Source organism: Vibrio sp. 1-1(7), assembly GCF_013048485.1.
GTDB classification, from domain to species: domain Bacteria; phylum Pseudomonadota; class Gammaproteobacteria; order Enterobacterales; family Vibrionaceae; genus Vibrio; species Vibrio fujianensis.
This window is the reverse complement of record NZ_VHSP01000004.1, coordinates 82611-105064: the sequence shown is the minus strand read 5'-3', so window position 1 is coordinate 105064 and position 22454 is coordinate 82611. Positions and strand designations below refer to the sequence as shown.

The 22454-nt window shown below is 45.3% G+C and carries 34 protein-coding genes; all 34 read left to right on the top strand.

Features of this window, described 5'->3' with window-relative positions; all coding sequences use genetic code 11:
- Positions 1 to 388: 388 nt before the first annotated feature.
- Positions 389 to 940, top strand: coding sequence for a glutathione-regulated potassium-efflux system ancillary protein KefG (kefG, locus tag FKN05_RS13300; RefSeq protein WP_099610479.1), 552 nt, complete (start codon positions 389 to 391; stop codon positions 938 to 940).
- Positions 930 to 2735, top strand: coding sequence for a glutathione-regulated potassium-efflux system protein KefB (gene kefB / locus FKN05_RS13295; protein WP_524540901.1), 1806 nt, complete (start codon positions 930 to 932; stop codon positions 2733 to 2735). The genes kefG and kefB overlap by 11 nt, the downstream gene beginning before the upstream one ends.
- On the top strand, positions 2732 to 2932 hold the full coding sequence (locus FKN05_RS13290; protein ID WP_099610478.1) for a YheV family putative zinc ribbon protein: 201 nt from the start codon (positions 2732 to 2734) through the stop codon (positions 2930 to 2932). Before kefB ends, FKN05_RS13290 begins: the two co-directional genes overlap by 4 nt.
- A gap of 92 nt (positions 2933 to 3024) precedes the next feature.
- Positions 3025 to 3618, top strand: coding sequence for a peptidylprolyl isomerase (slyD, locus tag FKN05_RS13285; protein WP_099610477.1), 594 nt, complete (start codon positions 3025 to 3027; stop codon positions 3616 to 3618).
- A gap of 115 nt (positions 3619 to 3733) precedes the next feature.
- Entirely contained in the window at positions 3734 to 4645 is a 912-nt protein-coding gene (locus FKN05_RS13280) for an isoaspartyl peptidase/L-asparaginase family protein (protein ID WP_099610476.1), read from the top strand.
- 150 nt (positions 4646 to 4795) lie between these two features.
- Positions 4796 to 6094 (top strand): adenylosuccinate synthase, encoded by a 1299-nt coding sequence (locus FKN05_RS13275; RefSeq protein WP_099610475.1) that lies wholly within the window; start codon positions 4796 to 4798, stop codon positions 6092 to 6094.
- Between the two features lie 210 nt (positions 6095 to 6304).
- The gene (gene motX / locus FKN05_RS13270) at positions 6305 to 6940 is read left to right on the top strand and encodes a flagellar protein MotX (RefSeq protein ID WP_170887737.1); all 636 of its coding nucleotides are present in this window, start codon (positions 6305 to 6307) and stop codon (positions 6938 to 6940) included.
- A 327-nt stretch (positions 6941 to 7267) separates the two neighbouring features.
- On the top strand, positions 7268 to 9733 hold the full coding sequence (rnr, locus tag FKN05_RS13265) for a ribonuclease R (protein WP_170887780.1): 2466 nt from the start codon (positions 7268 to 7270) through the stop codon (positions 9731 to 9733).
- Between the two features lie 7 nt (positions 9734 to 9740).
- On the top strand, positions 9741 to 10481 hold the full coding sequence (gene rlmB, locus FKN05_RS13260; RefSeq protein ID WP_099610473.1) for a 23S rRNA (guanosine(2251)-2'-O)-methyltransferase RlmB: 741 nt from the start codon (positions 9741 to 9743) through the stop codon (positions 10479 to 10481).
- 362 nt (positions 10482 to 10843) lie between these two features.
- Positions 10844 to 11155, top strand: a complete 312-nt coding sequence (gene rpsJ, locus FKN05_RS13255; protein WP_001181007.1) for a 30S ribosomal protein S10 — start codon at positions 10844 to 10846, stop codon at positions 11153 to 11155.
- A 14-nt stretch (positions 11156 to 11169) separates the two neighbouring features.
- Complete coding sequence (gene rplC / locus FKN05_RS13250; RefSeq protein ID WP_099610472.1) at positions 11170 to 11799, top strand: 50S ribosomal protein L3; 630 nt, start codon at positions 11170 to 11172, stop codon at positions 11797 to 11799.
- Between the two features lie 16 nt (positions 11800 to 11815).
- Positions 11816 to 12418 (top strand): 50S ribosomal protein L4, encoded by a 603-nt coding sequence (gene rplD, locus FKN05_RS13245; RefSeq protein ID WP_078926691.1) that lies wholly within the window; start codon positions 11816 to 11818, stop codon positions 12416 to 12418.
- Positions 12415 to 12717 (top strand): 50S ribosomal protein L23, encoded by a 303-nt coding sequence (gene rplW, locus FKN05_RS13240; protein ID WP_004394523.1) that lies wholly within the window; start codon positions 12415 to 12417, stop codon positions 12715 to 12717. The genes rplD and rplW overlap by 4 nt, the downstream gene beginning before the upstream one ends.
- A gap of 16 nt (positions 12718 to 12733) precedes the next feature.
- Entirely contained in the window at positions 12734 to 13558 is an 825-nt protein-coding gene (gene rplB, locus FKN05_RS13235) for a 50S ribosomal protein L2 (RefSeq protein WP_099610471.1), read from the top strand.
- A 20-nt stretch (positions 13559 to 13578) separates the two neighbouring features.
- A complete protein-coding gene (gene rpsS / locus FKN05_RS13230; RefSeq protein WP_004394525.1) occupies positions 13579 to 13857 on the top strand; it encodes a 30S ribosomal protein S19 in 279 nt (92 codons plus the stop codon).
- Positions 13858 to 13867: 10 nt separating this feature from the next.
- Positions 13868 to 14200: a 50S ribosomal protein L22 gene (gene rplV / locus FKN05_RS13225; protein ID WP_078926689.1), complete on the top strand. Its 333-nt coding sequence runs from the start codon at positions 13868 to 13870 to the stop codon at positions 14198 to 14200.
- Between the two features lie 19 nt (positions 14201 to 14219).
- The gene (gene rpsC, locus FKN05_RS13220; protein WP_004394527.1) at positions 14220 to 14918 is read left to right on the top strand and encodes a 30S ribosomal protein S3; all 699 of its coding nucleotides are present in this window, start codon (positions 14220 to 14222) and stop codon (positions 14916 to 14918) included.
- 11 nt (positions 14919 to 14929) lie between these two features.
- Entirely contained in the window at positions 14930 to 15340 is a 411-nt protein-coding gene (gene rplP, locus FKN05_RS13215) for a 50S ribosomal protein L16 (RefSeq protein WP_004394529.1), read from the top strand.
- A complete protein-coding gene (gene rpmC / locus FKN05_RS13210; RefSeq protein WP_099610470.1) occupies positions 15340 to 15531 on the top strand; it encodes a 50S ribosomal protein L29 in 192 nt (63 codons plus the stop codon). The genes rplP and rpmC overlap by 1 nt, the downstream gene beginning before the upstream one ends.
- On the top strand, positions 15531 to 15785 hold the full coding sequence (rpsQ, locus tag FKN05_RS13205; RefSeq protein ID WP_099610469.1) for a 30S ribosomal protein S17: 255 nt from the start codon (positions 15531 to 15533) through the stop codon (positions 15783 to 15785). The genes rpmC and rpsQ overlap by 1 nt, the downstream gene beginning before the upstream one ends.
- A gap of 160 nt (positions 15786 to 15945) precedes the next feature.
- Positions 15946 to 16317 (top strand): 50S ribosomal protein L14, encoded by a 372-nt coding sequence (gene rplN, locus FKN05_RS13200; protein WP_004394532.1) that lies wholly within the window; start codon positions 15946 to 15948, stop codon positions 16315 to 16317.
- Between the two features lie 13 nt (positions 16318 to 16330).
- Positions 16331 to 16648 (top strand): 50S ribosomal protein L24, encoded by a 318-nt coding sequence (gene rplX / locus FKN05_RS13195; RefSeq protein ID WP_004745885.1) that lies wholly within the window; start codon positions 16331 to 16333, stop codon positions 16646 to 16648.
- Positions 16649 to 16670: 22 nt separating this feature from the next.
- The gene (rplE, locus tag FKN05_RS13190; RefSeq protein WP_099610468.1) at positions 16671 to 17210 is read left to right on the top strand and encodes a 50S ribosomal protein L5; all 540 of its coding nucleotides are present in this window, start codon (positions 16671 to 16673) and stop codon (positions 17208 to 17210) included.
- Positions 17211 to 17227: 17 nt separating this feature from the next.
- Positions 17228 to 17533 (top strand): 30S ribosomal protein S14, encoded by a 306-nt coding sequence (gene rpsN / locus FKN05_RS13185; RefSeq protein WP_099610467.1) that lies wholly within the window; start codon positions 17228 to 17230, stop codon positions 17531 to 17533.
- A 29-nt stretch (positions 17534 to 17562) separates the two neighbouring features.
- Positions 17563 to 17955 carry a 30S ribosomal protein S8 gene (rpsH, locus tag FKN05_RS13180; protein WP_099610466.1) on the top strand — a complete coding sequence of 131 codons (393 nt, stop codon included), beginning with the start codon at positions 17563 to 17565 and terminating at the stop codon, positions 17953 to 17955.
- A gap of 17 nt (positions 17956 to 17972) precedes the next feature.
- Complete coding sequence (gene rplF, locus FKN05_RS13175; RefSeq protein WP_099610465.1) at positions 17973 to 18506, top strand: 50S ribosomal protein L6; 534 nt, start codon at positions 17973 to 17975, stop codon at positions 18504 to 18506.
- Between the two features lie 9 nt (positions 18507 to 18515).
- Positions 18516 to 18869, top strand: a complete 354-nt coding sequence (gene rplR, locus FKN05_RS13170; protein ID WP_008072351.1) for a 50S ribosomal protein L18 — start codon at positions 18516 to 18518, stop codon at positions 18867 to 18869.
- Positions 18870 to 18883: 14 nt separating this feature from the next.
- Complete coding sequence (gene rpsE / locus FKN05_RS13165) at positions 18884 to 19387, top strand: 30S ribosomal protein S5 (RefSeq protein WP_078926680.1); 504 nt, start codon at positions 18884 to 18886, stop codon at positions 19385 to 19387.
- Between the two features lie 6 nt (positions 19388 to 19393).
- Complete coding sequence (gene rpmD / locus FKN05_RS13160) at positions 19394 to 19570, top strand: 50S ribosomal protein L30 (RefSeq protein WP_078926679.1); 177 nt, start codon at positions 19394 to 19396, stop codon at positions 19568 to 19570.
- Between the two features lie 5 nt (positions 19571 to 19575).
- Positions 19576 to 20010: a 50S ribosomal protein L15 gene (rplO, locus tag FKN05_RS13155; RefSeq protein ID WP_099610464.1), complete on the top strand. Its 435-nt coding sequence runs from the start codon at positions 19576 to 19578 to the stop codon at positions 20008 to 20010.
- A gap of 20 nt (positions 20011 to 20030) precedes the next feature.
- Positions 20031 to 21365 (top strand): preprotein translocase subunit SecY, encoded by a 1335-nt coding sequence (gene secY / locus FKN05_RS13150; RefSeq protein ID WP_099610463.1) that lies wholly within the window; start codon positions 20031 to 20033, stop codon positions 21363 to 21365.
- A gap of 38 nt (positions 21366 to 21403) precedes the next feature.
- Positions 21404 to 21517, top strand: coding sequence for a 50S ribosomal protein L36 (gene rpmJ, locus FKN05_RS13145; RefSeq protein ID WP_000868186.1), 114 nt, complete (start codon positions 21404 to 21406; stop codon positions 21515 to 21517).
- A 148-nt stretch (positions 21518 to 21665) separates the two neighbouring features.
- The gene (gene rpsM, locus FKN05_RS13140; protein WP_099610462.1) at positions 21666 to 22022 is read left to right on the top strand and encodes a 30S ribosomal protein S13; all 357 of its coding nucleotides are present in this window, start codon (positions 21666 to 21668) and stop codon (positions 22020 to 22022) included.
- Positions 22023 to 22041: 19 nt separating this feature from the next.
- Complete coding sequence (gene rpsK, locus FKN05_RS13135; protein WP_001118870.1) at positions 22042 to 22431, top strand: 30S ribosomal protein S11; 390 nt, start codon at positions 22042 to 22044, stop codon at positions 22429 to 22431.
- The last annotated feature ends 23 nt before the right edge of the window (positions 22432 to 22454 follow it).

The window sequence follows — 22454 nt, the reverse complement described above, 5'->3', positions numbered from 1 at the left end:
TCGTATCTAGTTAGCCGTGATTGTGTCGTCGCGAATAGTAGGGGCAATCAGGATAAATGTCGAACATTATACATTCGTATGTCCTTATGATGCTTATCGCTTTTGTATTTGAATCTCAATATTATTGGCGATGGTTTTTATCCCAATGCTCCCCCTTATCTATCTTTATGAGCCATGATTTACTTGCGGTTAATCTGCAACTTTAAGTTGTTTTGATATATAGTTTGTTAATAAAAAGTGATTAATTAATGTATTCTTTTTATTAAAACGTGTGGTTTTTATCTTGAACAAAATTTAATCGAGAAAGGTCAACAGACCTTAGGAAGAACAGGCTCTAGGAAGAGAGTGCTGTATTTTACGCTTCATTTGCTTATCGAGGGAGTTAAGAATGAGCGAGGCTGATGTTAAGCCAAAGGTTTTAGTTATTTATGCTCACCCTGATCCGGATCATTCGGTGGCTAATCAGGTGATGATCGAGCACATCGCGACGTTACCACATGTCACACTTATTGATCTTTATGCAACATATCCTGATTTCTTCATTGATGTTCACCGCGAACATCAGAGACTACTTGCTCACGATGTCATTGTATTTCAGCATCCACTCTATCTTTATTCTTGCCCAGCTTTACTGAAAGAGTGGATGGATATGGTGTTAGGCAAAGGTTTCGCTTTTGGGCCTGAAAGTGCGTTGCGGGGTAAATATTGGCGCAGTGTGATTACCGTCGGAGGACAACAAGAGGCTTTTAGTGAGCAAGGTTACAATCGTTATCCATTGAGTGACATTTTGCAGCCGTTTGAATTAACCGCAGCATTATGTCGTATGCAGTGGATTGACCCATTGGTGATCTATTGGGCAAGGCATATCAGTGATGCTGAACGCCGACAACATGCCGCACAATATGTCTCTTGGCTAGAAGGGTTATGTCATGATGACTGATTGGCTATCTAGTTCGGTGATTTTTTTGATGGCCGCTGTGGTCGCGGTGCCGATTGCTCAGCGGCTAGGCCTTGGGGCGATTTTAGGGTATTTACTTGCTGGGATAGTGATTGGACCTTGGGGCTTAAAACTCATTAATGACGTGAATGCAATTTTACACTTTGCCGAATTTGGTGTGGTGCTATTGCTATTTTTAGTTGGGTTAGAGCTGAACCCTAAGCGATTGTGGCGTATGAAAGGGCCGATCCTCGGGCTAGGTGGCTCACAGATGCTAGTGTCTAGCGTCATACTGGCGAGTGGCTTGTGGGTATACGGTTTCCCTTGGCCTGTGAGTCTTTGTATTGGGCTGATCCTCGCTCAATCATCGACCGCAATCGCACTGCGTACCATTGATGAAATGCGTTTAACCTTGAGTGACACAGGACGCACGGTCTTTGCCGTCTCTTTATTTCAAGACTTAGCGGTTATACCCACCTTAGCTTTAGTCACCATATTTTCAGGGCAACAAACCGGCGAAAGCCTACCATTAGTTTGGATGTTAACGGGGGTAATTGGGTTATTAATCGCAGGACATTTTTTATTACAGCCTTTATTTCGTTGGGTCGTCAATAGTCAAGTGCGCGAACTATTTACCGTCGCTTCGCTATTGTTAGTGATAGCGATGGCCTTATTGATGGAAAAGCTCGGTTTATCAATGGCATTAGGCGCTTTTTTAGCGGGCATGCTACTGGCTGAAAGTGAATTTCGTCATGAACTCAGCACAGCAATTGAGCCTTTCAAAGGCTTGCTCTTGGGGTTATTTTTTATCGCGGTGGGGATGTCGGTGAATATGACCCTTTTATGGCAAGAGTGGTGGCTGGTTGGTCTACTGGTGACGGGGCTAATCAGTATCAAAATGACGATCATGTATGGTTTAGCTCGAATGGCTAAAGTACGTTCTAAAGCGCGTAGCCGTAGTGCTTTAATCTTAAGTCAAGGTGGAGAAATTGGTTTTGTGATTTTAACATCAGCTACGGAGGGGGCTTTATTAACGGCTGATCAATCAGCATTACTGATTTTAGTGATCAGTGTCTCGATGATGACTACCCCATTGCTGCTCAAACTCCAAACCTTTTACTATCATCAGACCTTAAATGGCCCGGAAGAAGAGCCAGAGAGCACGATTGATAACCAGACTCCGCAAGTTATTGTGGCCGGTTTTGGCCGCTTTGGTCAGATTGTGGGTCGATTAATGTATGCCAATAAAATTAAAATCACTGTATTAGAGAATGATGCCAGTCAAATCAAACTACTACGCAAGTACGGTTATAAGGTGTTCTATGGAGATGCAACTCATCTAGAACTACTGCGTTCGGCAGGGGCAGAACAAGCACAGGCGATAGTAATTTGTACCGATGATCCCGATGAAGTGATGCGCATTACCCAGTTATGTCAGCAACATTTTCCTCAGTTGAGCATTCTCGCTCGAGCCCGTAGCCGGGTTGAGGCGTATCAGTTACTGAATCAAGGTATCCAAGGCTACTCAAGAGAAACGTTTTTAGGTGCATTAGATTTAGGGCGTCAAGTGTTGATAAAACTTGGCATGCATCCTTATCAAGCCAAGCGTGCGCAAGCTCATTTTTGTCGTTTAGATACCGTGATGTTAAAAGAATTATTACCTCAACATAACAACGACAAAGCCTTAACGTTAAGAACCAAAGAGGCTCGAAAAGAATTAGAAGAGATTTTTAGCCGTGAAATGGCGAATGATCGCCAAACCCGAGATGATTGGGAAAAAAGTAGGACTAAGCCGTGAAAGAAAAAAAACGCTTTATTGCTGGCGCGAATTGCCCGCAATGTCAAATGCAAGACACCCTCCGTTGGTGGATAGAAAATAACATTGAATGGGTTGAGTGTGTCGAGTGCCACTACATAGAACAGAGAAAACCGCAATCGGTGACTAAAACTGTGCACGCAGATGGACAAATGATCGGGATTTTTAAGCCAGAATAATTGAGTTTCTGTGTATAATCGCCATAATATTGCTTAACTCACTCTTTTTCCAACTGATGTGAGAGAACCAAACCAACCTCCTTGGAGCCGTTATGAAAATTGAAAAAAACGTGGTTGTTAGCATTGCCTACCAAGTCAAACTTGAAGATGGCATTGTGGTAGACCAATCCACAGCGGAAGCCCCGCTGGAGTACTTACATGGTCACAACAACCTAATCACAGGCCTTGAGCGTGAATTAGAAGGCAAAGTTGCCGGTGATAAATTCAGCGCAACAGTGGCTCCTGAAGACGCTTATGGTGAACACAGTGACGAGCTTGTACAGCGTGTTCCTGCCGAAGTATTCCAAGGCGTCGATGAAATTGAAGTTGGTATGCGTTTCTTAGCGGATACTGATCAAGGTCCAATCCCAGTTGAAATTACTGAAGTAGATGGTGATGAAGTCGTGGTTGATGGTAACCATATGCTCGCTGGCCACACATTGACGTTTGATGTTGAAGTCGTTGCTTTACGTGCTGCTACTGAAGATGAAGTAGCTCATGGTCATATCCACCAATCAGGCGGTTGTGGTCATGACCACGATCACGACCATGAAGGTGGTTGTTGTGGTGGTGAAGGCCATGGTCACGGACATCATCATGGTAAAAACGATGGTTGTTGTGGCGGCGGTAACTGCGGTTCCCATTAATCAACATTATCAAACTATCTTATCCCATATCATCATGTCGATAAGTGTGGTGGACTGATGTAAAAAGCGTTAATTGCCAAAGCGATTAACGCTTTGTTTTTATCTGGAGGTTTGAATGAGCCAACCTTTTGCTATTGCTATTCATGCGGGTGCCGGAACGTTGGTAAAGGCGAAGATGGATGAGCGAGTTAGACAAGAGATCACTAACGGTTTAGAGCGTGCCGTGCAAGCAGGTTACCAACAGTTGTTAGACGGTCATCATGCGTTAAATGCGGTGGTCGAAGCGGTGAAAGTTTTGGAAGATATTCCCCTCTTCAATGCGGGTAAAGGTTCGGTACTTACTCACCAAGAAATGGTCGAAATGGAGGCGATGGTGATGTATGGAAAATCTCATGCTGTAGGCGCTGTCGCTGGACTTAGACATATCAAAAATCCGATAACCCTTGCCTGTGATGTGTTGAAAAAGGGTAAGCAGTTTTTGATTGGTGAAGGGGCAGAAGCATTTGCTTTTAAGCTCGGGCATCATTATACCGAACAAGACTACTTTTTTACGGAACCTCGTTACCAGCAATTATTCGCTATTAAAAATGCCGCACCATTCCTGCCTAGTGAGCAAACCATTGGCGCTGTTGGCGCAGTCGCTCTTGATCAATTCGGTGATTTAGCGGCGGCCACCAGTACTGGTGGTGTTTGTGATAAAGCGTGTGGTCAAGTTGGGGGAGCGGCGATGCTCGGTGTTGGTGCTTTGGTCGATAACAACGAGGTTGCTTTATCGGCTTTTGGTGCACGGGAGGAGTTAGTCAAATACCGAACCACCAGTGAAATTGCTGCCAGAATGCGTTATTTAAAGGAGGATATGGCAACAGCGTGTGCAAGCGTGATGCAAAGAGATTTACAGCCTCAAGCAGGAGTGGTTGGGTTGGATCGACAAGGAGAGATTTATTTTGCAGTGAATGGGCCGACAATGTATCGCGCGAGTATTAACCGACAAGGTGAATGTCGTATTCACATTGATCCGGATGAATGAGGTATCAAGACAAAATCATAGCAAATAAGCCGTTACTTTCGCCGGTGACTTATGTTCTTTGAACTGGGTAGGAATACGTCTAAAAAAGGACTGCAAGAAAGGAAATTCGGTGCTAGAATCCTTTTTTAACTAGCAATCAGATTTGGAAAGATGGGAAATAACGTTGTCGTTCTAGGCACCCAATGGGGTGACGAAGGTAAAGGTAAGATCGTAGACCTTTTAACAGAAGATGCTAAATATGTGGTTCGCTACCAAGGCGGTCATAATGCTGGGCACACTCTGGTTATCGACGGTGAAAAAACCGTTCTTCATTTAATTCCATCCGGTATTCTCCGTGATAATGTAAAATGCATTATCGGTAACGGGGTCGTACTTTCACCGGATGCACTCATCAAGGAAATGAAACCTCTCGAAGAGCGTGGCATTCCCGTTCGTGAACGCCTTTTCATTTCTGAAGCTTGTCCTTTGATTCTCCCTTACCACATTGCGCTTGACCAAGCTCGTGAAGCGGCTCGTGGTAAAAAAGCCATCGGTACCACAGGTCGTGGTATTGGCCCGGCTTATGAAGATAAAGTCGCGCGTCGTGGCTTGCGTGTTGGTGATTTGTTCAATATGGTTTCCTTTGCTGAAAAACTCAAAGAGGTGATGGATTTCCATAACTTCCAATTAGAGCATTTCTACAAAGCAGAACCAGTGAGTTATGATGATGTGTTAGCGCAAGTTGAATCTTACGCAGCGCTACTCACTGCTATGGTGATTGATGTTACTGATGAACTTGATGCTGCTCGTAAGCGTGGTGATAAAATCATGTTTGAAGGTGCTCAAGGTACATTGCTGGACATCGACCATGGTACTTATCCCTATGTAACCTCTTCTAATACGACGGCTGGTGGTGTCGCGGCAGGTTCTGGTTTTGGCCCTCGTCATTTAGGCTATATTCTTGGTATTGCTAAGGCTTATTGTACTCGTGTTGGTGCGGGCCCATTCCCAACAGAATTAGATGATGATATCGGTAATCATCTGGGCACGAAAGGCCATGAATTTGGTGCCACTACCGGGCGTAAGCGTCGTTGCGGTTGGTTTGATGCGGTCGCTATGCGACGTGCCATTCAAATTAACTCAGTGACTGGCTTTTGTTTGACTAAACTTGACGTGTTGGATGGGCTTGAAGAGCTAAAAATCTGTACCGGCTATCAAATGCCAGATGGCTCTGTCGCTCAGGTTTCGCCAATGGCGGCGGACGCTTTTGAAGCGGTGACGCCTATTTATGAAACCATGCCAGGTTGGTCAGAAAATACCTTCGGTGCGCAATCATTGGCGGATCTTCCGCAAGCAGCACTTAACTACATTAAGCGTATTGAAGAGTTGACTGGCGTACCGATTGATATTATTTCCACCGGCCCAGATCGCAACGAAACTATTATCAAAGTGCACCCATTTAACGTGTAACTCCGTTTTAAAACATAAAAGCTGGCCAATGAGTCAGCTTTTTTTATAGGCCGTAGAACGAGTTTTATTGAGAGGCAAAAAATTGCCGCCTAAAGGAAACTTTTGTTAAAGCCTGCTATCGACTGGCCGATATAAGGATCAAACTAAATCTTTGTGCGTAGCCACACTATACTATTATGGTGGCTATCGAAGTTAACTAAGAGTGCCTGTATGAAACTACGTACGGTAGTTGCTTCATTATTTTTTGCATTACATTCTGCGTTCAGTCACGCTAACGTGGCGGATGTCGGAGAGCCCGTGCCGATTTATTCTGAAGCTGAGCTAATCAAACTGATTGAACAAAATAAACATTTAACGCGAGTTAAAGCAGATCATTGCCAGTTAGTTGAAGACATTGTTGCTCGGGCAACACGGATTAGCCTGCCTGCTTATGAATTTCTTTATGGTGATATGCTGGCATGGGGGGTTTGTGTCGAGCAAGACGTTGAGCTCGGTTTATATTATATGGAAAGCGCGGCGCATCAAGGTTTACCTACGGCTCTAGAGCAACTTGGTCGTTACTATTCGCGAGGAACTTTAGTACAGCAAGACAAAGAACGTGCGATTCCCTATTTACGCGAAGCCGCGGCGATGGGAAATTTAAATGCTCGTATTCATTTGGCTGAACTTTTACTCCGAGATCATGGTAGCCCGCTCGATTACGAAGATGCCTATCGTTGGCTGTATAATTCTGTCACCGCTGATCAACGAACCCACAACCGGATTACCTTGCTGCGACAGGGATTAGAAATGAGAATGCCAGAAAATATTATTGCTCGTGCTAAGCGGCGTGGCAGCTTCTGGTAAATAAAGCTTGTTTATCTTAGCTTTTAACTCTATGATTCTTCCGCTTACTGGATGATTGCCATGCAGTAAGTGATAGAAATAGAATATTATTAATACTCAATCCTATCTTATTATTTCCTACTTAGCGTCTAACGCTCGCTTTACCACTTTCTCTCAACATCCTGTCATCATACTCACGATTCAAGGTTTCGTTATTTATAGTGACAACTTGATTCCGGTCACGTAATACACAAAGTTGTTACGCTTCTGCCGGTTGGGATTAGCTATTAAGCTTAAGAACACAGTAGGATATACTTTATGTACCTTCCTAAAATAGCAGGTCTGCCTATGTCTGATAATACCCATAATGATCCTTTTGCGGATCGTGAAGCTGATAACTACGAAAACCCTATTCCAAGCCGAGAATACATTTTAGAATTTCTTACTCAAGCCAATGTACCGATGAATCGTAATGACTTATTTGCCGCGCTTGAACTTAATGGTGAAGATCAATACGAAGGCCTGCGTCGTCGCTTGCGCGCGATGGAACGCGATGGCCAATTGGTTTTTACCCGTCGTCAATGTTATGCCTTACCCGAAAAACTAGAAATGGTAAAAGGGGTCGTTATCGGTCACAAAGATGGCCATGGTTGGGTTCGCCCGGAAGGTAGCCTTAATAAAGAAAACGACATTTTACTACCTCATCACCAAATGCGTACCTTGATCCATGGCGATTTTGTTTTAGTTCAACCAACGGGCACCGATAAACGAGGAAGAAAAGAAGGGCGCTTGGTGCGTATTTTGGAAGCGCGTACGACTCAGATTGTTGGTCGGTTTTTCTTGGAACATGGCTATTCATATGTGGTGCCGGATGACTCTCGTATCCATAAAGATATTTTAATCCCTAACGAACATCGCGAAGGCGCTCGGATGGGTAACGTGGTGGTAATTGAAATTACCGATCGCGGCTCACGTAGTCGAGGCATGATGGGGAAAGTGGTTGAAGTGCTCGGTGAAAATATGGCACCCGGCATGGAAACCCAAATCGCTATTCGAACTCACCAGATCCCTCACGAGTGGCCTGAAGAAGTGCTTAAGCAGGTTGAAAACTTTAGCGAAGAGGTGCCAGAAGAAGCTAAACAAGGGCGAGTCGATTTACGCGATTTACCACTGGTGACGATCGATGGTGAAGATGCGCGAGATTTTGATGACGCCGTGTATTGTGAAGCGAAAAAAGGGGGTGGATGGCGTTTATGGGTGGCGATTGCTGATGTCAGTTACTACGTTCGTCCAGATAGTGCGTTAGACAAAGAAGCCATTAATCGAGGCAACTCGGTTTATTTCCCTTCACAAGTGGTACCTATGTTACCTGAGGTTCTTTCCAACGGGCTGTGCTCACTTAACCCGCAAGTTGATCGTTTGTGTATGGTTTGTGAAATGACGATTTCAGACACTGGAAAGCTCTCGGGTTATAAACACTACGAAGCCGTCATGAATTCACATGCCCGCCTCACCTACACCAAAGTGCATGAGATTTTGCAAGGGGATGAAGAGCTACGTGAACGTTATCAAGCGGTAGTCCCCCATCTTGAAGAGCTGCATAAGATGTATCTTGTACTTAAAGAGGCAAGAGATCAGCGAGGGGCGATTGAGTTTGAAACGGTTGAGACCAAATTTATCTTTAATGCTCAACGTAAGATCGAGAGCATTGAACCTGTCATTCGTAATGAGGCCCATAAGCTGATTGAAGAATGTATGATCATGGCCAATATTGCCTCGGCTTCTTTGGTTGAAAAAGCCAAAGAGCCTGCTCTTTTCCGAGTTCACGAGTCTCCGGGTGAAGAACGCTTAATGGGCTTTAGAGACTTCTTAGGCGAACTTGGCTTAGATTTGGGAGGAGGGCTTGAGCCATCGCCGACCGATTATGCGCATCTCATGAAGCAAATCGGTGAGCGGCAAGATAAAGAATTGATTCAAACTATGTTGCTTCGCTCAATGAAACAAGCCGTTTATAATGCAGACAATGCCGGTCACTTTGGCTTAGCACTAAAACGCTATGCACACTTTACTTCACCCATTCGTCGTTATCCTGATCTATTACTGCACCGAGCTATTAAGTACTTGATTGCCAAAGAAGAAGGACGCAATCAGGATCGTTGGACACCGACTGGTGGTTATCATTATTCTTTTGATGATATGGATTTTTACGGCGAACAATGCTCGACCACTGAGCGTCGCGCTGATGATGCAACGCGAGAAGTGTCTGACTGGCTTAAATGTGAGTATATGCAAGATCATGTCGGAGAAGAACTCGATGGCGTGATCGCGAATGTGACTGGATTTGGTTTTTTTGTTCGACTCACTGAATTACATATCGATGGTTTGGTACATATCTCAACATTGGCCAATGATTACTATCAATTTGATCCAATAGGACAACGACTCATCGGAGAATCTTTTGGTAATATTTATCGCTTGGGTGACGCCGTTAAGGTCAAAGTATTATCGGTTAATTTAGATGATCGACAAATTGATTTTGAATTAATCGAGACTAGTCGTAAGCTACGCGGCGAAGGAAAAACTGCCAAAAAACGCGCAGTGGAAGCGAAAGCCAAAGCAAAAGGAAAAAAAGCGGCGGCTAATCGTGGTGCAAAAGCGGTTCCGATGATAGAGCCTATTAAACGCCCAGATGAACAAGAAACGGGAAAAAGCCCGAAAGGAAAACGAGCTAAACCGAATAAATCTCAGAAAGCTAAATCTCAGAAAGCTAAATCGGGCCCTAAAACGGCAAAAAGTCGCTCGAAATCGAAATAGGTAAGTCATGAGTAACGAATTAATTTATGGTATTCACTCGGTCAGCGCTGTGATGCAGCGTGACCCTGCGCGCATCATCGAAGCGTATGTATTAAAAGGTCGCCAAGATGACCGGTTATTGCCTGTACTGAATGAATTGTTGCGTTTAGGTGTGTCTATTCAGGAAATGGGGCGTAAAGCCTTAGATGACAAAGCACAAGGGGCAAATCATCAGGGTGTGATCGCCAAAGTTCGCCCGGCAAAAGCGCTCAATGAACATGACTTAGAAGAAATTTTGAGCCAGCATGAGCAGCCTTTGTTATTAGTGCTGGATGGCGTAACCGACCCACACAACTTGGGGGCTTGCTTACGTAATGCTGATGCCGCAGGCGTTGCAGCGGTGATTGTCCCTAAAGATAAATCCGCTCCAATGACGGCAACCGTAAGCAAGGTGGCTTGTGGCGCAGCAGAAACTGTCCCTTTAGTTCGAGTGACCAATTTGGCACGCACGATGCGTGCTCTACAAGAGCAAGGGGTTTGGTTTGTTGGTACCGCAGGTGAAGCTACGCATGATATTTACCAGAGCAAACTCACTGGCCCTTTAGCGATTGTCATGGGCGCAGAAGGGGATGGTATGCGCCGTTTAACGCGTGAAACTTGTGATGATTTGATCAAAATTCCAATGGCGGGTAGCGTGTCGAGCCTCAATGTCTCGGTTGCTACAGGCATTTGCCTATTTGAAGCAGTCCGCCAACGTGGTCATAGCTAGTCTAGGCTATAATTTTAGCTAGAACCTAGAAGCGAGGTTCTAGCGCCTTTTACACGATTATTCGTTTATTTTTCAAACACCCCTTGCAAGAGAATCTGTGATCTGTATAATGCACTCCCACTGGTTAAGCCAGTTGTGAACCAATGAGCAGCGAGGAGCAAGCTTGTGGCAACACAAGTGAGGTAACGTATACTCAGCTTATGTTCGCAGTTAATATGATTAGCTTTGGTTAATTTAATTAGCTGACAATGTGCCCAATCTGGGTACTACGGTTTCACATAAATCAATCGGCATTCACCCGCATTAGCAGGTTCGAATGGCGATATTGTTTGTGTAATTTTTACTTATTGGAGCTCTGTCTCATGCAGAACCAACGCATCCGTATCCGCCTTAAAGCTTTCGATTACAAATTGATCGATGCTTCTACTGCGGAAATCGTTGAAACAGCTAAGCGTACCGGCGCACAGGTTCGTGGTCCAATCCCACTACCTACTCGTAAAGAGCGTTTCACTGTTCTTATCTCTCCACACGTAAACAAAGATGCACGTGATCAGTACGAAATTCGTACTCACAAGCGTCTGATCGACATCGTCGAACCCACTGACAAGACGGTAGATGCGTTAATGCGTCTTGATCTTGCGGCTGGTGTTGATGTGCAAATCAGCCTAGGTTAAGGGAGATTAGAATAATGATTGGTCTAGTCGGACGTAAAGTGGGTATGACCCGCGTATTTACTGAAGAAGGCGTTTCTATCCCAGTAACTGTTGTTGAGGTTGAAGCGAACCGTATTTCTCAAGTGAAAACGCTTGAGACTGACGGCTACGCAGCAATCCAGGTAACTGCTGGTACAAAGAAAGCTAGCCGCGTAACTAAACCAGAAGCTGGTCACTTTGCGAAAGCAGGTGTTGAGGCTGGTCGCGGTCTTTGGGAATTCCGTTTAGAAAACGGCGAAGAGTTCGAAGTTGGTGCTGAACTAACGGTTGAACTGTTCAACGAAGTTAAAAAAGTAGACGTTACTGGTACATCTAAGGGTAAAGGTTTCCAAGGTGCTGTTAAGCGCTGGAACTTCCGCACTCAAGATATGACTCACGGTAACTCTTTGTCTCACCGTGCACCGGGTTCAATTGGCCAATGTCAAACTCCAGGTCGCGTATTTAAAGGCAAAAAAATGGCAGGTCACATGGGTGCTGAGCGTGTAACGACTCAAAACCTAGAGATCGTACGTGTTGACGCTGAGCGCAATCTGCTTCTTATTAAAGGTGCAGTCCCAGGTGCAACTGGCGCTAACGTGATCGTCAAACCAGCTGTTAAAGCATAACGTCTAGGAGTAAGTAATGGAATTGATGGTTAAAGGTGCTAACGCACTAACTGTTTCCGAAACTACTTTCGGACGTGAGTTCAACGAAGCTCTTGTACACCAAGTAGTTGTTGCTTATGCAGCAGGTGCTCGTCAAGGTACTCGTGCTCAAAAGACACGTTCAGAAGTTTCTGGCGGTGGCGCTAAGCCATGGCGTCAAAAAGGTACTGGCCGTGCACGTGCTGGTACAATCCGTAGCCCAATCTGGCGTACAGGTGGTGTTACTTTTGCTGCGAAACCACAAGATCACAGCGTTAAAGTAAACAAAAAAATGTACCGTGGTGCTATGAAAAGCATTCTTTCTGAGCTTGTTCGTCAAGAGCGTTTGATCGTTGTTGATAACTTCTCAGTTGAAGCACCAAAAACAAAAGAGCTAGTAGCTAAGCTTAAAGAACTTGAGCTTAACGATGTGCTTATCGTTACTGGCGAAGTAGACGAAAATCTATTCTTAGCTGCTCGTAACCTGTACAAAGTTGACGTGCGTGACGTTGCTGGGATTGATCCAGTGAGCCTCATCGCATTTGACAAGGTTCTTATGACTGCTGCTGCAGTTAAGCAAGTTGAGGAGATGCTGGCATGATTCGTGAAGAGCGTCTACTAAAAGTTCTACGTGCACCGCACATCTCTGAAAAAGCAACCATGGCTGCTGAAAAAGCGAACACTATCGTTTTTAAAGTAGCAAAAGATGCCACTAAAAAAGAGATCAAAGCAGCTGTAGAAAAGCTATTTGAAGTTGAAGTTAAGTCTGTAAATACTCTTATTCTTAAGGGTAAGACCAAGCGTCAAGGTCTACGCCAAGGCCGTCGTTCAGACGTGAAGAAAGCGTACGTTACTTTGAAAGAAGGTCAAGATCTTGACTTTGTTGGCGGCGCGGAATAACAGGAGTAGTTGAAAAATGGCTATTGTTAAATGTAAGCCGACTTCGGCTGGTCGTCGTCACGTTGTTAAAGTTGTTAACGCTGACCTGCACAAGGGTAAGCCTTACGCCCCTCTTCTAGAGAAAAACTCTAAGAATGGTGGTCGTAATAACAACGGTCGTATCACAGTACGTCACATCGGTGGTGGTCACAAACAACACTATCGTTTGATTGATTTCAAACGTACTAAAGACGGTATCCCAGCGAAAGTTGAGCGTCTAGAATACGATCCAAACCGTAGCGCAAATATTGCTCTAGTTCTGTATGCAGACGGTGAGCGTCGTTACATCATTGCACCTAAAGGCATCAAAGCTGGTGATACTATCCAGTCTGGTGTTGATGCGCCAATCAAAGCAGGTAATGCTTTGCCAATGCGCAATATCCCAGTGGGTTCAACCATTCATAACGTTGAATTAACGCCTGGTAAAGGTGCGCAGATCGCTCGCTCTGCGGGTGCATATGCACAACTTGTAGCGCGTGATGGTGCTTATGTCACTATCCGTCTACGCTCTGGTGAAACGCGTAAAGTACTTGCTGAAGGCCGTGCAACAATCGGTGAAGTTGGCAATGCTGAACACATGCTGCGTGAACTAGGTAAAGCGGGTGCTAGCCGTTGGCGTGGTGTTCGCCCTACCGTTCGCGGTGTGGTAATGAACCCAGTTGATCACCCACATGGTGGTGGTGAAGGTCGTACTTCTGGTGGCCGTCATCCAGTATCTCCATGGGGTATGCCAACGAAAGGCTTCAAGACCCGTAAAAACAAACGCACCGACAAGTACATCGTACGTCGTCGCACTAAGTAATCTATTTAAGAGGATAAGCCATGCCACGTTCTCTCAAGAAAGGTCCATTTATTGACCTACACTTGCTGAAGAAGGTAGAGAAAGCGGTGGAAAGCGGAGACAAAAAGCCTATTAAGACTTGGTCCCGTCGTTCAATGATCATTCCTACAATGATCGGTTTGACCATCGCTGTCCATAATGGTCGTCAACACGTTCCAGTTTTCGTAACTGACGAGATGATCGGTCACAAACTGGGTGAATTTGCCCCAACTCGCACTTACCGTGGCCATGCTGCGGATAAGAAAGCTAAGAAGCGTTAAGGAGTAGATGATGGAAGCATTCGCTAAACATAACTTTGCTCGCATTTCGCCTCAGAAAGCTCGCTTAGTTGCAGATCAAATTCGTGGTAAGTCAGTAGACCAAGCTCTAGAACTTCTAACATTCAGCAACAAAAAAGCAGCTGAATTGATCAAGAAAGTTCTTGAGTCAGCAATCGCTAACGCGGAGCACAACGAAGGTGCTGACATCGACGATCTATGTGTCGCTAAAATCTTCGTAGATGAGGGCCCAATCATGAAGCGTATTATGCCTCGTGCTAAAGGCCGTGCGGACCGTATCTTGAAGCGTTCAAGCCACATTACTGTGGTTGTCGCAGATCGCTAAGAGACTAGGAGAGTAAGCAATGGGTCAGAAAGTACATCCAAATGGTATTCGTCTAGGCATCGTTAAGCCTTGGAATGCTACCTGGTTTGCTAATACCAAAGATTTCGCTGACAACCTAGACGGCGACTTCAAGGTACGTCAATACCTCACTAAGGAATTGGCAAAAGCGTCTTTATCACGCATCGTTATTGAGCGTCCTGCGAAAAGCATTCGTGTGACTATTCACACTGCTCGTCCAGGCGTGGTTATCGGTAAAAAAGGTGAAGACGTTGAGAAGCTACGCGCAGCTGTGGCTAAAATCGCAGGTGTACCAGCTCAGATCAATATTTCTGAGGTGCGTAAACCTGAGCTAGACGGTCAATTAGTGGCTGATAGCATCGCGTCTCAACTAGAGCGTCGCGTTATGTTCCGTCGTGCGATGAAGCGCGCAGTACAAAACGCAATGCGCCTAGGCGCTAAAGGTATCAAAGTGGAAGTAAGTGGCCGTCTAGGCGGTGCTGAAATTGCACGTTCTGAGTGGTATCGTGAAGGCCGTGTGCCTCTACACACTCTTCGTGCTGACATTGATTACGCAACTTCTTCGGCTCACACCACCTACGGTGTAATCGGCGTTAAAGTTTGGATCTTCAAAGGTGAGATTCTAGGCGGTATGCCAGCTGCTAACGCAGTAGAGCCAAAGGCTGACAAGCCTAAGAAGCAGCGTAAAGGCCGTAAGTAAGGAGTAGACAGATGCTACAACCTAAACGTACTAAGTTCCGCAAGGTTCATACAGGTCGTAACCGTGGCCTAGCAAAAGGTACTGAAGTCAGCTTCGGCACCTTTGGTTTGAAAGCTGTAGGCCGTGGTCGTCTAACTGCTCGTCAAATCGAAGCGGCACGTCGTGCGATGACGCGTCATATTAAGCGTCAAGGTAAAATCTGGATCCGTGTGTTCCCAGACAAACCAATCACAGAAAAACCACTTGAAGTTCGTCAAGGTAAGGGTAAAGGTAACGTTGAGTACTGGGTAGCCCAAATCCAACCTGGCAAGGTGATGTACGAAGTTGATGGTGTACCTGAAGAATTGGCTCGTGAAGCGTTCCGCCTAGCGGCGCGTAAACTGCCATTCAAGACTACATTTGTAACTAAGCAGGTGATGTGATGAAAGCACAAGATCTACGCGAAAAAAGCGTTGAAGAGCTTAACTCTGAGCTACTGAGTTTGCTAAAAGAACAGTTCAACTTGCGCATGCAAGCGGCAACTGGTCAACTGCAACAGACTCATACTCTGAAAGCTGTCCGCCGTGATATCGCACGTGTGAAAACTGTTTTGACTGAGAAGGCAGGCGCATAATGAGCGACAAAATTCGTACCCAACAAGGTCGTGTTGTTAGTGACAAGATGGATAAGTCTATTGTTGTTGCTATCGAGCGTTTCGTGAAGCACCCAATTTACGGTAAATTCGTTCGTCGCACGACTAAAGTACACGCACATGATGAAAACAACCAGTGTGGCATTGGCGACACCGTTGAAATCTGTGAGTGTCGTCCTCTGTCTAAGACTAAGTCTTGGACATTGGTTAAAGTAGTAGAAAAAGCCAAAATTTAATTGAGCTTTTGATGCGAATACAGCGGCCCCAATTATTTTTGGGGCCGCTTGTTTTTTGACTACCCAATCACAAAAAAGGGTGGTACAATTCGCGTCCCTTTAAAGAGGCAGCCCGACCCGAGATGGGTCTAGTTTTTTTAATATTTAGCGGAGCACTAACATGATCCAAATGCAAAGTATGCTGGACGCAGCTGATAACTCAGGCGCTCGCAGCGTAATGTGTATTAAGGTTCTGGGTGGCTCTCACCGTCGTTACGCCCATGTGGGCGACATCATCAAAGTTACTGTTAAGGAAGCAATTCCTCGCGGTAAAGTAAAAAAAGGTGATGTATTGAAGGCAGTGGTAGTTCGCACCCGTAAAGGCGTACGTCGTCCAGACGGTTCTGTCATTCGCTTCGACCGAAATGCTTGCGTATTGCTTAACAATAATACTGAGCAACCAATCGGTACACGTATCTTTGGTCCAGTGACTCGTGAACTTCGTAATGCGAAATTCATGAAGATTGTGTCACTAGCACCTGAAGTTCTGTAAGGAGCGGCAAACAATGGCAGCTAAAATCCGTCGTAATGACGAAGTGATCGTTCTTGCTGGGAAAGACAAAGGCAAGAAAGGTAAAGTAACTAAGGTTCTCGCAACCGGTAAAGTTATCGTTGAAGGTATCAACCTTGTTAAAAAACACCAAAAGCCAGTTCCGGCTCTAGGTCAACAAGGTGGCATCGTTGAACAAGAAGCAGCAATTGATGCTTCTAACGTTGCAATCTTTAACGCAGCAACTGGCAAAGCGGACCGTATCGGTTTCCGTTTCGAAGATGGTAAGAAAGTTCGTTTCTTTAAGTCTAATAACGAAATCGTTTCTAACTAATAGAGTAATTTGGAGTTCTACTATGGCGAAACTGCATGATTACTACAAGTCGTCTGTAGTCGCTGAACTGACCAAACAGTTCGGTTACACAAGCGTCATGCAAGTCCCTAGAATTGAGAAAATCACCCTCAATATGGGCGTTGGTGAAGCTATCAACGATAAGAAACTACTTGAAAATGCAGCGTCTGATATGGCAACGATCTCTGGTCAAAAGCCACTTATCACGAAAGCACGCAAATCTGTAGCTGGTTTCAAAATCCGTGAAGGCTACCCAATCGGTTGTAAAGTAACCTTGCGTGGCGAACGCATGTGGGATTTTCTAGAGCGTTTGATTGCTATCGCTCTACCACGTGTACGCGATTTCCGCGGTGTTAGCGCTAAGTCTTTTGATGGACGCGGTAACTACAGCATGGGCGTTCGCGAGCAAATCATCTTTCCGGAAATCGACTACGATAAAGTCGATCGTGTACGCGGTCTTGATATCACTATCACGACGTCTGCTAGTACCGATGAGGAAGGCCGTGCTCTGCTGGCTGCCTTTAACTTCCCATTCCGTAAGTAAGGTGAAGGGTTACTGTTATGGCTAAACAATCAATGAAAGCACGTGAAGTTAAACGTGCCAAGCTCGTAGCTCAGTACGCAGAAAAGCGTGCAGCGCTTAAAGCTATCATCAGCGATGTAAACGCATCAGAAGAAGATCGTTGGAATGCAGTTCTGAAACTGCAAACTCTTCCACGTGATTCAAGTGCATCACGTCAGCGCAACCGTTGCAACCAAACTGGTCGTCCACACGGTTACCTACGTAAATTCGGTCTAAGCCGTATCAAAGTTCGTGAAGCTTGCATGAAAGGCGAGATTCCTGGACTTCGTAAGGCTAGCTGGTAATTGCCACTTAATCATTTGGAGTATAGTCTATGAGCATGCAAGATCCGATTTCGGATATGCTGACCCGTATTCGTAACGGTCAGGCAGCAAATAAAGTTGCTGTAAAAATGCCTTCTTCAAAGCTGAAAGTTGCAATTGCTGCACTACTTAAAGCTGAAGGTTATATCGCAGACTTCGCTGTTGAAGGCGAAGCAAAACCTGAGCTGGAAATCACACTTAAGTATTTCCAAGCAAAACCAGTAATTGAGCAAATCAAACGCGTTTCTCGTCCAGGTCTTCGTGTTTATAAGAAGAAAGATGAGCTTCCATCAGTGATGGGCGGTCTTGGTGTTGCTGTTATTTCCACTTCCAAGGGTCTGATGTCAGACCGCGCTGCTCGTAAAGCAGGTCTTGGTGGTGAAATCATTTGCTACGTAGCTTAATTTAATAGGAGTAGAACATGTCTCGTGTTGCTAAAGCACCTGTCGCTATTCCAGCTGGCGTAGAGGTGAAACTAAACGGCCAAGAGATCACGGTTAAAGGTCCTAAAGGTGAGCTATCTCGTGTAGTTCATACTGGCGTCGTGATCGCTCAGGAAGAAAACAACCTAACGTTCGGTCCTCGTGAGGGTATCGCAAACGCTTGGGCACAAGCAGGTACTGCCCGTGCTCTAGTGAACAACATGGTTGTTGGTGTTACTGAAGGCTTTACTAAGAAGCTCGTTCTTAAGGGTGTAGGTTACCGTGCTGCTATGAAAGGCAACGCTGTAGGCTTAACTCTAGGCTTCTCTCATCCAGTTGAGCACGAGTTGCCAGCGGGTGTTAAAGCCGAATGTCCAAGCCAAACTGAAATTGTCCTAACTGGTTGCGATAAGCAAGTTGTTGGTCAAGTTGCGGCTGACATTCGTTCTTACCGCGCACCTGAGCCTTATAAAGGTAAAGGTATTCGTTACGCAGATGAAAATGTGCGTACTAAAGAAGCTAAGAAGAAGTAAGGTAACACTATGGATAAGAAAGCATCTCGCATCCGTCGTGCTACACGCGCACGTCGTAAGATTGCAGAACTGGGTGCAACTCGCCTAGTAGTACACCGTACTCCTCGTCACGTGTACGCTCAAGTGATTGCAGCTAATGGCTCTGAGGTTATCGCCGCAGCTTCTACTGTAGAAAAAGCGATCCGTGAGCAAGTGAAGAATACTGGAAACATCGATGCAGCAAAAGCAGTGGGTAAAGCTGTTGCTGAGCGCGCGCTAGAAAAAGGCGTAGCATCAGTTGCATTTGATCGTTCTGGTTTCCAATACCACGGTCGAGTAGCCGCGCTAGCAGAATCTGCTCGCGAAGCTGGTCTGAAATTCTAAGGTAGGGTTGGAAGATGGCTAAAGAACAACAAGTTCAAGCGAATGATTTGCAAGAAAAATTAATCGCCGTTAACCGTGTTTCTAAGACGGTTAAAGGTGGTCGAATCATGAGCTTCACTGCACTAACTGTGGTTGGTGACGGTAATGGTCGTGTAGGTTTCGGTTACGGCAAAGCTCGTGAAGTACCTGCTGCGATTCAAAAAGCAATGGAAAAAGCACGTCGTAACATGGTTACTATCGCGCTTAACGAAGGCACTCTTCACCATCCAGTGAAAGGTCGCCACTCGGGCTCTAAAGTTTACATGCAGCCAGCTGCAGAAGGTACGGGTGTTATCGCCGGTGGTGCGATGCGTTCAGTACTTGAAGTTGCTGGTGTACATAACGTTTTATCTAAAGCATACGGTTCAACAAACCCTATTAATATCGTTCGTGCAACGATCGACGCTTTAGTTGACGTTAAGTCACCTGAAATGGTTGCAGCTAAACGTGGTCTAACTGTTGAAGCGATTTCGGAGTAAGAACACATGGCAACTATTAAAGTAACTCAAACTAAAAGCTCAATTGGTCGCCTGCCAAAGCATAAAGCTACTTTGCGCGGTTTAGGTCTTCGTAAAATCAACCATACAGTGGAACTTGAAGATACAGCGTGTGTACGCGGTATGATCAACAAGGTTCACTACATGGTTAAAGTTGAGGAGTAATCATAATGTTTTTGAATACTCTATCGCCGGCTGCGGGTTCTAAGCCTTCTAAGAAGCGTTTAGGTCGTGGTATCGGTTCTGGCCTTGGTAAAACAGGTGGCCGTGGCCACAAAGGTCAAAAGTCACGTTCTGGCGGCAGCGTTCGTCCAGGTTTTGAAGGCGGTCAAATGCCTCTGAAACAGCGTCTACCAAAATTCGGTTTCACTTCTCGCAAGAGCCTAGTGAGTGCAGAAGTTCGTCTAGCTGAGCTAGCGAAAGTAACCGGTGACGTTATTGATCTTAACAGCTTGAAAGCAGCAAACGTTGTGACTAAAAACATTGAGTTTGCAAAAATTGTTCTTTCTGGCGAGATCAACAAAGCAGTGACTGTTAAAGGTCTACGCGTGACGAAAGGCGCTAAAGCTGCAATCGAAGCTGCAGGCGGTAAAATCGAGGAATAATCTCGAGGATTGAGGTACAGATGGCTAAGAAACCAGGACAAGATTTTCGCAGTGCTCAGAGCGGCTTAGGTGAGTTAAAGTCGCGCTTATTATTCGTAATTGGTGCACTTTTAGTATTCCGAGCGGGCTCTTTTGTGCCGATCCCTGGTATTGACGCAGCTGTACTTGCCGATTTGTTCGAACAGCAAAAAGGCACCATCATTGAAATGTTTAACATGTTCTCTGGTGGTGCTCTTGAGCGTGCATCTATATTCGCACTGGGCATCATGCCGTATATTTCGGCTTCGATTGTTGTCCAGTTGTTGACTGTAGTTCATCCAGCGTTAGCCGAGCTCAAGAAAGAGGGTGAAGCAGGCCGTCGTAAGATTAGCCAATATACACGCTACGGCACGCTTGTACTTGCAACATTTCAAGCAATAGGTATTGCAACAGGTTTACCAAATATGGTCAATAATCTGGTCGTTATCGACCAAACCATGTTTACCCTGATTGCGACCGTGAGTTTAGTAACCGGTACCATGTTCTTAATGTGGTTAGGTGAACAAATTACAGAGCGAGGAATTGGGAATGGTATTTCCATTTTGATATTTGCAGGTATTGTTGCTGGTTTGCCAAAAGCAATCGGACAAACGATAGAGCAAGCGCGTCAAGGTGAACTGCATGTGCTTCTTCTACTGTTAATTGCAGTATTGGCTTTTGCTGTTATCTATTTCGTTGTTTTCATGGAGCGTGGTCAGCGTCGTATCGTCGTTAATTACGCGAAGCGTCAGCAAGGACGTAAGGTATTTGCAGCACAAAGCACACACTTGCCGTTGAAAATCAACATGGCTGGTGTGATTCCTGCAATTTTTGCATCAAGTATTATTTTGTTCCCTGGAACATTGGCACAGTGGTTTGGTCAAAATGGTGAAAGTAAGACATTCGGTTGGTTAACTGATGTCTCTTTGGCTTTAAGTCCAGGCCAACCCCTGTACGTAATGCTTTATGCAGCAGCAATTATTTTCTTCTGTTTCTTTTATACCGCGTTGGTGTTTAACCCACGTGAAACAGCAGATAACCTGAAGAAGTCTGGTGCATTCGTACCCGGTATCCGCCCAGGTGAGCAGACTGCAAAATACATCGATAAAGTAATGACACGGTTAACCTTAGCCGGTGCTTTGTACATTACCTTTATCTGTCTGATCCCTGAGTTCATGATGGTCGCATGGAACGTACGTTTCTATTTCGGCGGTACATCATTACTGATTGTCGTTGTGGTGATCATGGACTTTATGGCACAGGTACAGACTCATTTGATGTCAAATCAATATGATTCTGTGTTGAAAAAGGCAAATTTAAAAGGCTATGGCCGTTAATATGGCCGCCATTTAAGTTAGATTTACGGAGTTTAGCAATGAAAGTTCGTGCTTCCGTTAAAAAAATCTGCCGTAACTGTAAAGTTATCAAGCGTAACGGTGTTGTTCGCGTGATTTGCAGTGAGCCAAAGCATAAGCAGCGCCAAGGCTAATAAGCAGAAATTTTTACTTGAAAATTAAAGGTTGGTCGAGTATATTCCTCGGCCTACCTTTTGCGTGCAAAAGAAGTAGTATCCCGCAGCGTATCCTCGACGGGCTTTGCTGCGGATAATTCTTTATAGAAAGTACTAGGAGTGCATAGTGGCCCGTATAGCAGGCATTAACATTCCTGATCAAAAACATGCTGTAATCGCTCTAACTGCAATTTACGGTATTGGTAAAACCCGCTCTCAAGCTATTCTAGCTGATGTGGGTATTGCTGAAAGTGTTAAGATCAGTGAACTAACTGAAGAGCAGATCGATCAACTGCGTGATGGTGTAGCTAAATACACTGTAGAGGGTGATCTACGTCGTGAAGTTTCCATGAACATTAAGCGTCTAATGGACCTTGGCTGTTATCGTGGTCTTCGTCATCGTCGCAGTCTACCACTACGTGGACAGCGTACTAAAACCAATGCTCGCACCCGTAAGGGTCCGCGTAAGCCGATCAAGAAATAGTCGGGAAGGGTAGAGTACAATGGCTAAACAACCAACACGCGCTCGTAAGCGCGTACGCAAGCAAGTTGCTGATGGCGTAGCGCATATCCACGCATCTTTCAACAACACAATCGTAACCATCACTGACCGTCAAGGTAACGCATTAGCTTGGGCTACTGCTGGTGGTTCAGGTTTCCGCGGTTCTCGTAAATCAACACCGTTCGCTGCACAGGTTGCTGCTGAGCGTTGTGCTGAAATGGCTAAAGAATATGGCCTAAAGAACCTTGAGGTTATGGTTAAGGGTCCAGGTCCAGGTCGTGAGTCTACTGTTCGCGCACTGAACGCTGCTGGTTTCCGTATCACAAACATCGTTGATGCGACACCAATCCCTCATAACGGTTGTCGTCCACCTAAGAAACGTCGCGTTTAACGTTTCTGGGAACATTGGAGAAA

Excerpts from the sequence above, each read along its gene's own strand:
- kefG (WP_099610479.1), top strand. The coding sequence starts at position 389 with ATGAGCGAGGCTGATGTTAAGCCAAAGGTTTTAGTTATTTATGCTCAC.
- kefB (WP_524540901.1), top strand. The coding sequence starts at position 930 with ATGATGACTGATTGGCTATCTAGTTCGGTGATTTTTTTGATGGCCGCT.
- slyD (WP_099610477.1), top strand. The coding sequence starts at position 3,025 with ATGAAAATTGAAAAAAACGTGGTTGTTAGCATTGCCTACCAAGTCAAA.
- FKN05_RS13280 (WP_099610476.1), top strand. The coding sequence starts at position 3,734 with ATGAGCCAACCTTTTGCTATTGCTATTCATGCGGGTGCCGGAACGTTG.
- FKN05_RS13275 (WP_099610475.1), top strand. The coding sequence starts at position 4,796 with ATGGGAAATAACGTTGTCGTTCTAGGCACCCAATGGGGTGACGAAGGT.
- motX (WP_170887737.1), top strand. The coding sequence starts at position 6,305 with ATGAAACTACGTACGGTAGTTGCTTCATTATTTTTTGCATTACATTCT.
- rnr (WP_170887780.1), top strand. The coding sequence starts at position 7,268 with ATGTCTGATAATACCCATAATGATCCTTTTGCGGATCGTGAAGCTGAT.
- rlmB (WP_099610473.1), top strand. The coding sequence starts at position 9,741 with ATGAGTAACGAATTAATTTATGGTATTCACTCGGTCAGCGCTGTGATG.
- rpsJ (WP_001181007.1), top strand. The coding sequence starts at position 10,844 with ATGCAGAACCAACGCATCCGTATCCGCCTTAAAGCTTTCGATTACAAA.
- rplC (WP_099610472.1), top strand. The coding sequence starts at position 11,170 with ATGATTGGTCTAGTCGGACGTAAAGTGGGTATGACCCGCGTATTTACT.
- rplD (WP_078926691.1), top strand. The coding sequence starts at position 11,816 with ATGGAATTGATGGTTAAAGGTGCTAACGCACTAACTGTTTCCGAAACT.
- rplW (WP_004394523.1), top strand. The coding sequence starts at position 12,415 with ATGATTCGTGAAGAGCGTCTACTAAAAGTTCTACGTGCACCGCACATC.
- rplB (WP_099610471.1), top strand. The coding sequence starts at position 12,734 with ATGGCTATTGTTAAATGTAAGCCGACTTCGGCTGGTCGTCGTCACGTT.
- rpsS (WP_004394525.1), top strand. The coding sequence starts at position 13,579 with ATGCCACGTTCTCTCAAGAAAGGTCCATTTATTGACCTACACTTGCTG.
- rplV (WP_078926689.1), top strand. The coding sequence starts at position 13,868 with ATGGAAGCATTCGCTAAACATAACTTTGCTCGCATTTCGCCTCAGAAA.
- rpsC (WP_004394527.1), top strand. The coding sequence starts at position 14,220 with ATGGGTCAGAAAGTACATCCAAATGGTATTCGTCTAGGCATCGTTAAG.
- rplP (WP_004394529.1), top strand. The coding sequence starts at position 14,930 with ATGCTACAACCTAAACGTACTAAGTTCCGCAAGGTTCATACAGGTCGT.
- rpmC (WP_099610470.1), top strand. The coding sequence starts at position 15,340 with ATGAAAGCACAAGATCTACGCGAAAAAAGCGTTGAAGAGCTTAACTCT.
- rpsQ (WP_099610469.1), top strand. The coding sequence starts at position 15,531 with ATGAGCGACAAAATTCGTACCCAACAAGGTCGTGTTGTTAGTGACAAG.
- rplN (WP_004394532.1), top strand. The coding sequence starts at position 15,946 with ATGATCCAAATGCAAAGTATGCTGGACGCAGCTGATAACTCAGGCGCT.
- rplX (WP_004745885.1), top strand. The coding sequence starts at position 16,331 with ATGGCAGCTAAAATCCGTCGTAATGACGAAGTGATCGTTCTTGCTGGG.
- rplE (WP_099610468.1), top strand. The coding sequence starts at position 16,671 with ATGGCGAAACTGCATGATTACTACAAGTCGTCTGTAGTCGCTGAACTG.
- rpsN (WP_099610467.1), top strand. The coding sequence starts at position 17,228 with ATGGCTAAACAATCAATGAAAGCACGTGAAGTTAAACGTGCCAAGCTC.
- rpsH (WP_099610466.1), top strand. The coding sequence starts at position 17,563 with ATGAGCATGCAAGATCCGATTTCGGATATGCTGACCCGTATTCGTAAC.
- rplF (WP_099610465.1), top strand. The coding sequence starts at position 17,973 with ATGTCTCGTGTTGCTAAAGCACCTGTCGCTATTCCAGCTGGCGTAGAG.
- rplR (WP_008072351.1), top strand. The coding sequence starts at position 18,516 with ATGGATAAGAAAGCATCTCGCATCCGTCGTGCTACACGCGCACGTCGT.
- rpsE (WP_078926680.1), top strand. The coding sequence starts at position 18,884 with ATGGCTAAAGAACAACAAGTTCAAGCGAATGATTTGCAAGAAAAATTA.
- rpmD (WP_078926679.1), top strand. The coding sequence starts at position 19,394 with ATGGCAACTATTAAAGTAACTCAAACTAAAAGCTCAATTGGTCGCCTG.
- rplO (WP_099610464.1), top strand. The coding sequence starts at position 19,576 with ATGTTTTTGAATACTCTATCGCCGGCTGCGGGTTCTAAGCCTTCTAAG.
- secY (WP_099610463.1), top strand. The coding sequence starts at position 20,031 with ATGGCTAAGAAACCAGGACAAGATTTTCGCAGTGCTCAGAGCGGCTTA.
- rpmJ (WP_000868186.1), top strand. The coding sequence starts at position 21,404 with ATGAAAGTTCGTGCTTCCGTTAAAAAAATCTGCCGTAACTGTAAAGTT.
- rpsK (WP_001118870.1), top strand. The coding sequence starts at position 22,042 with ATGGCTAAACAACCAACACGCGCTCGTAAGCGCGTACGCAAGCAAGTT.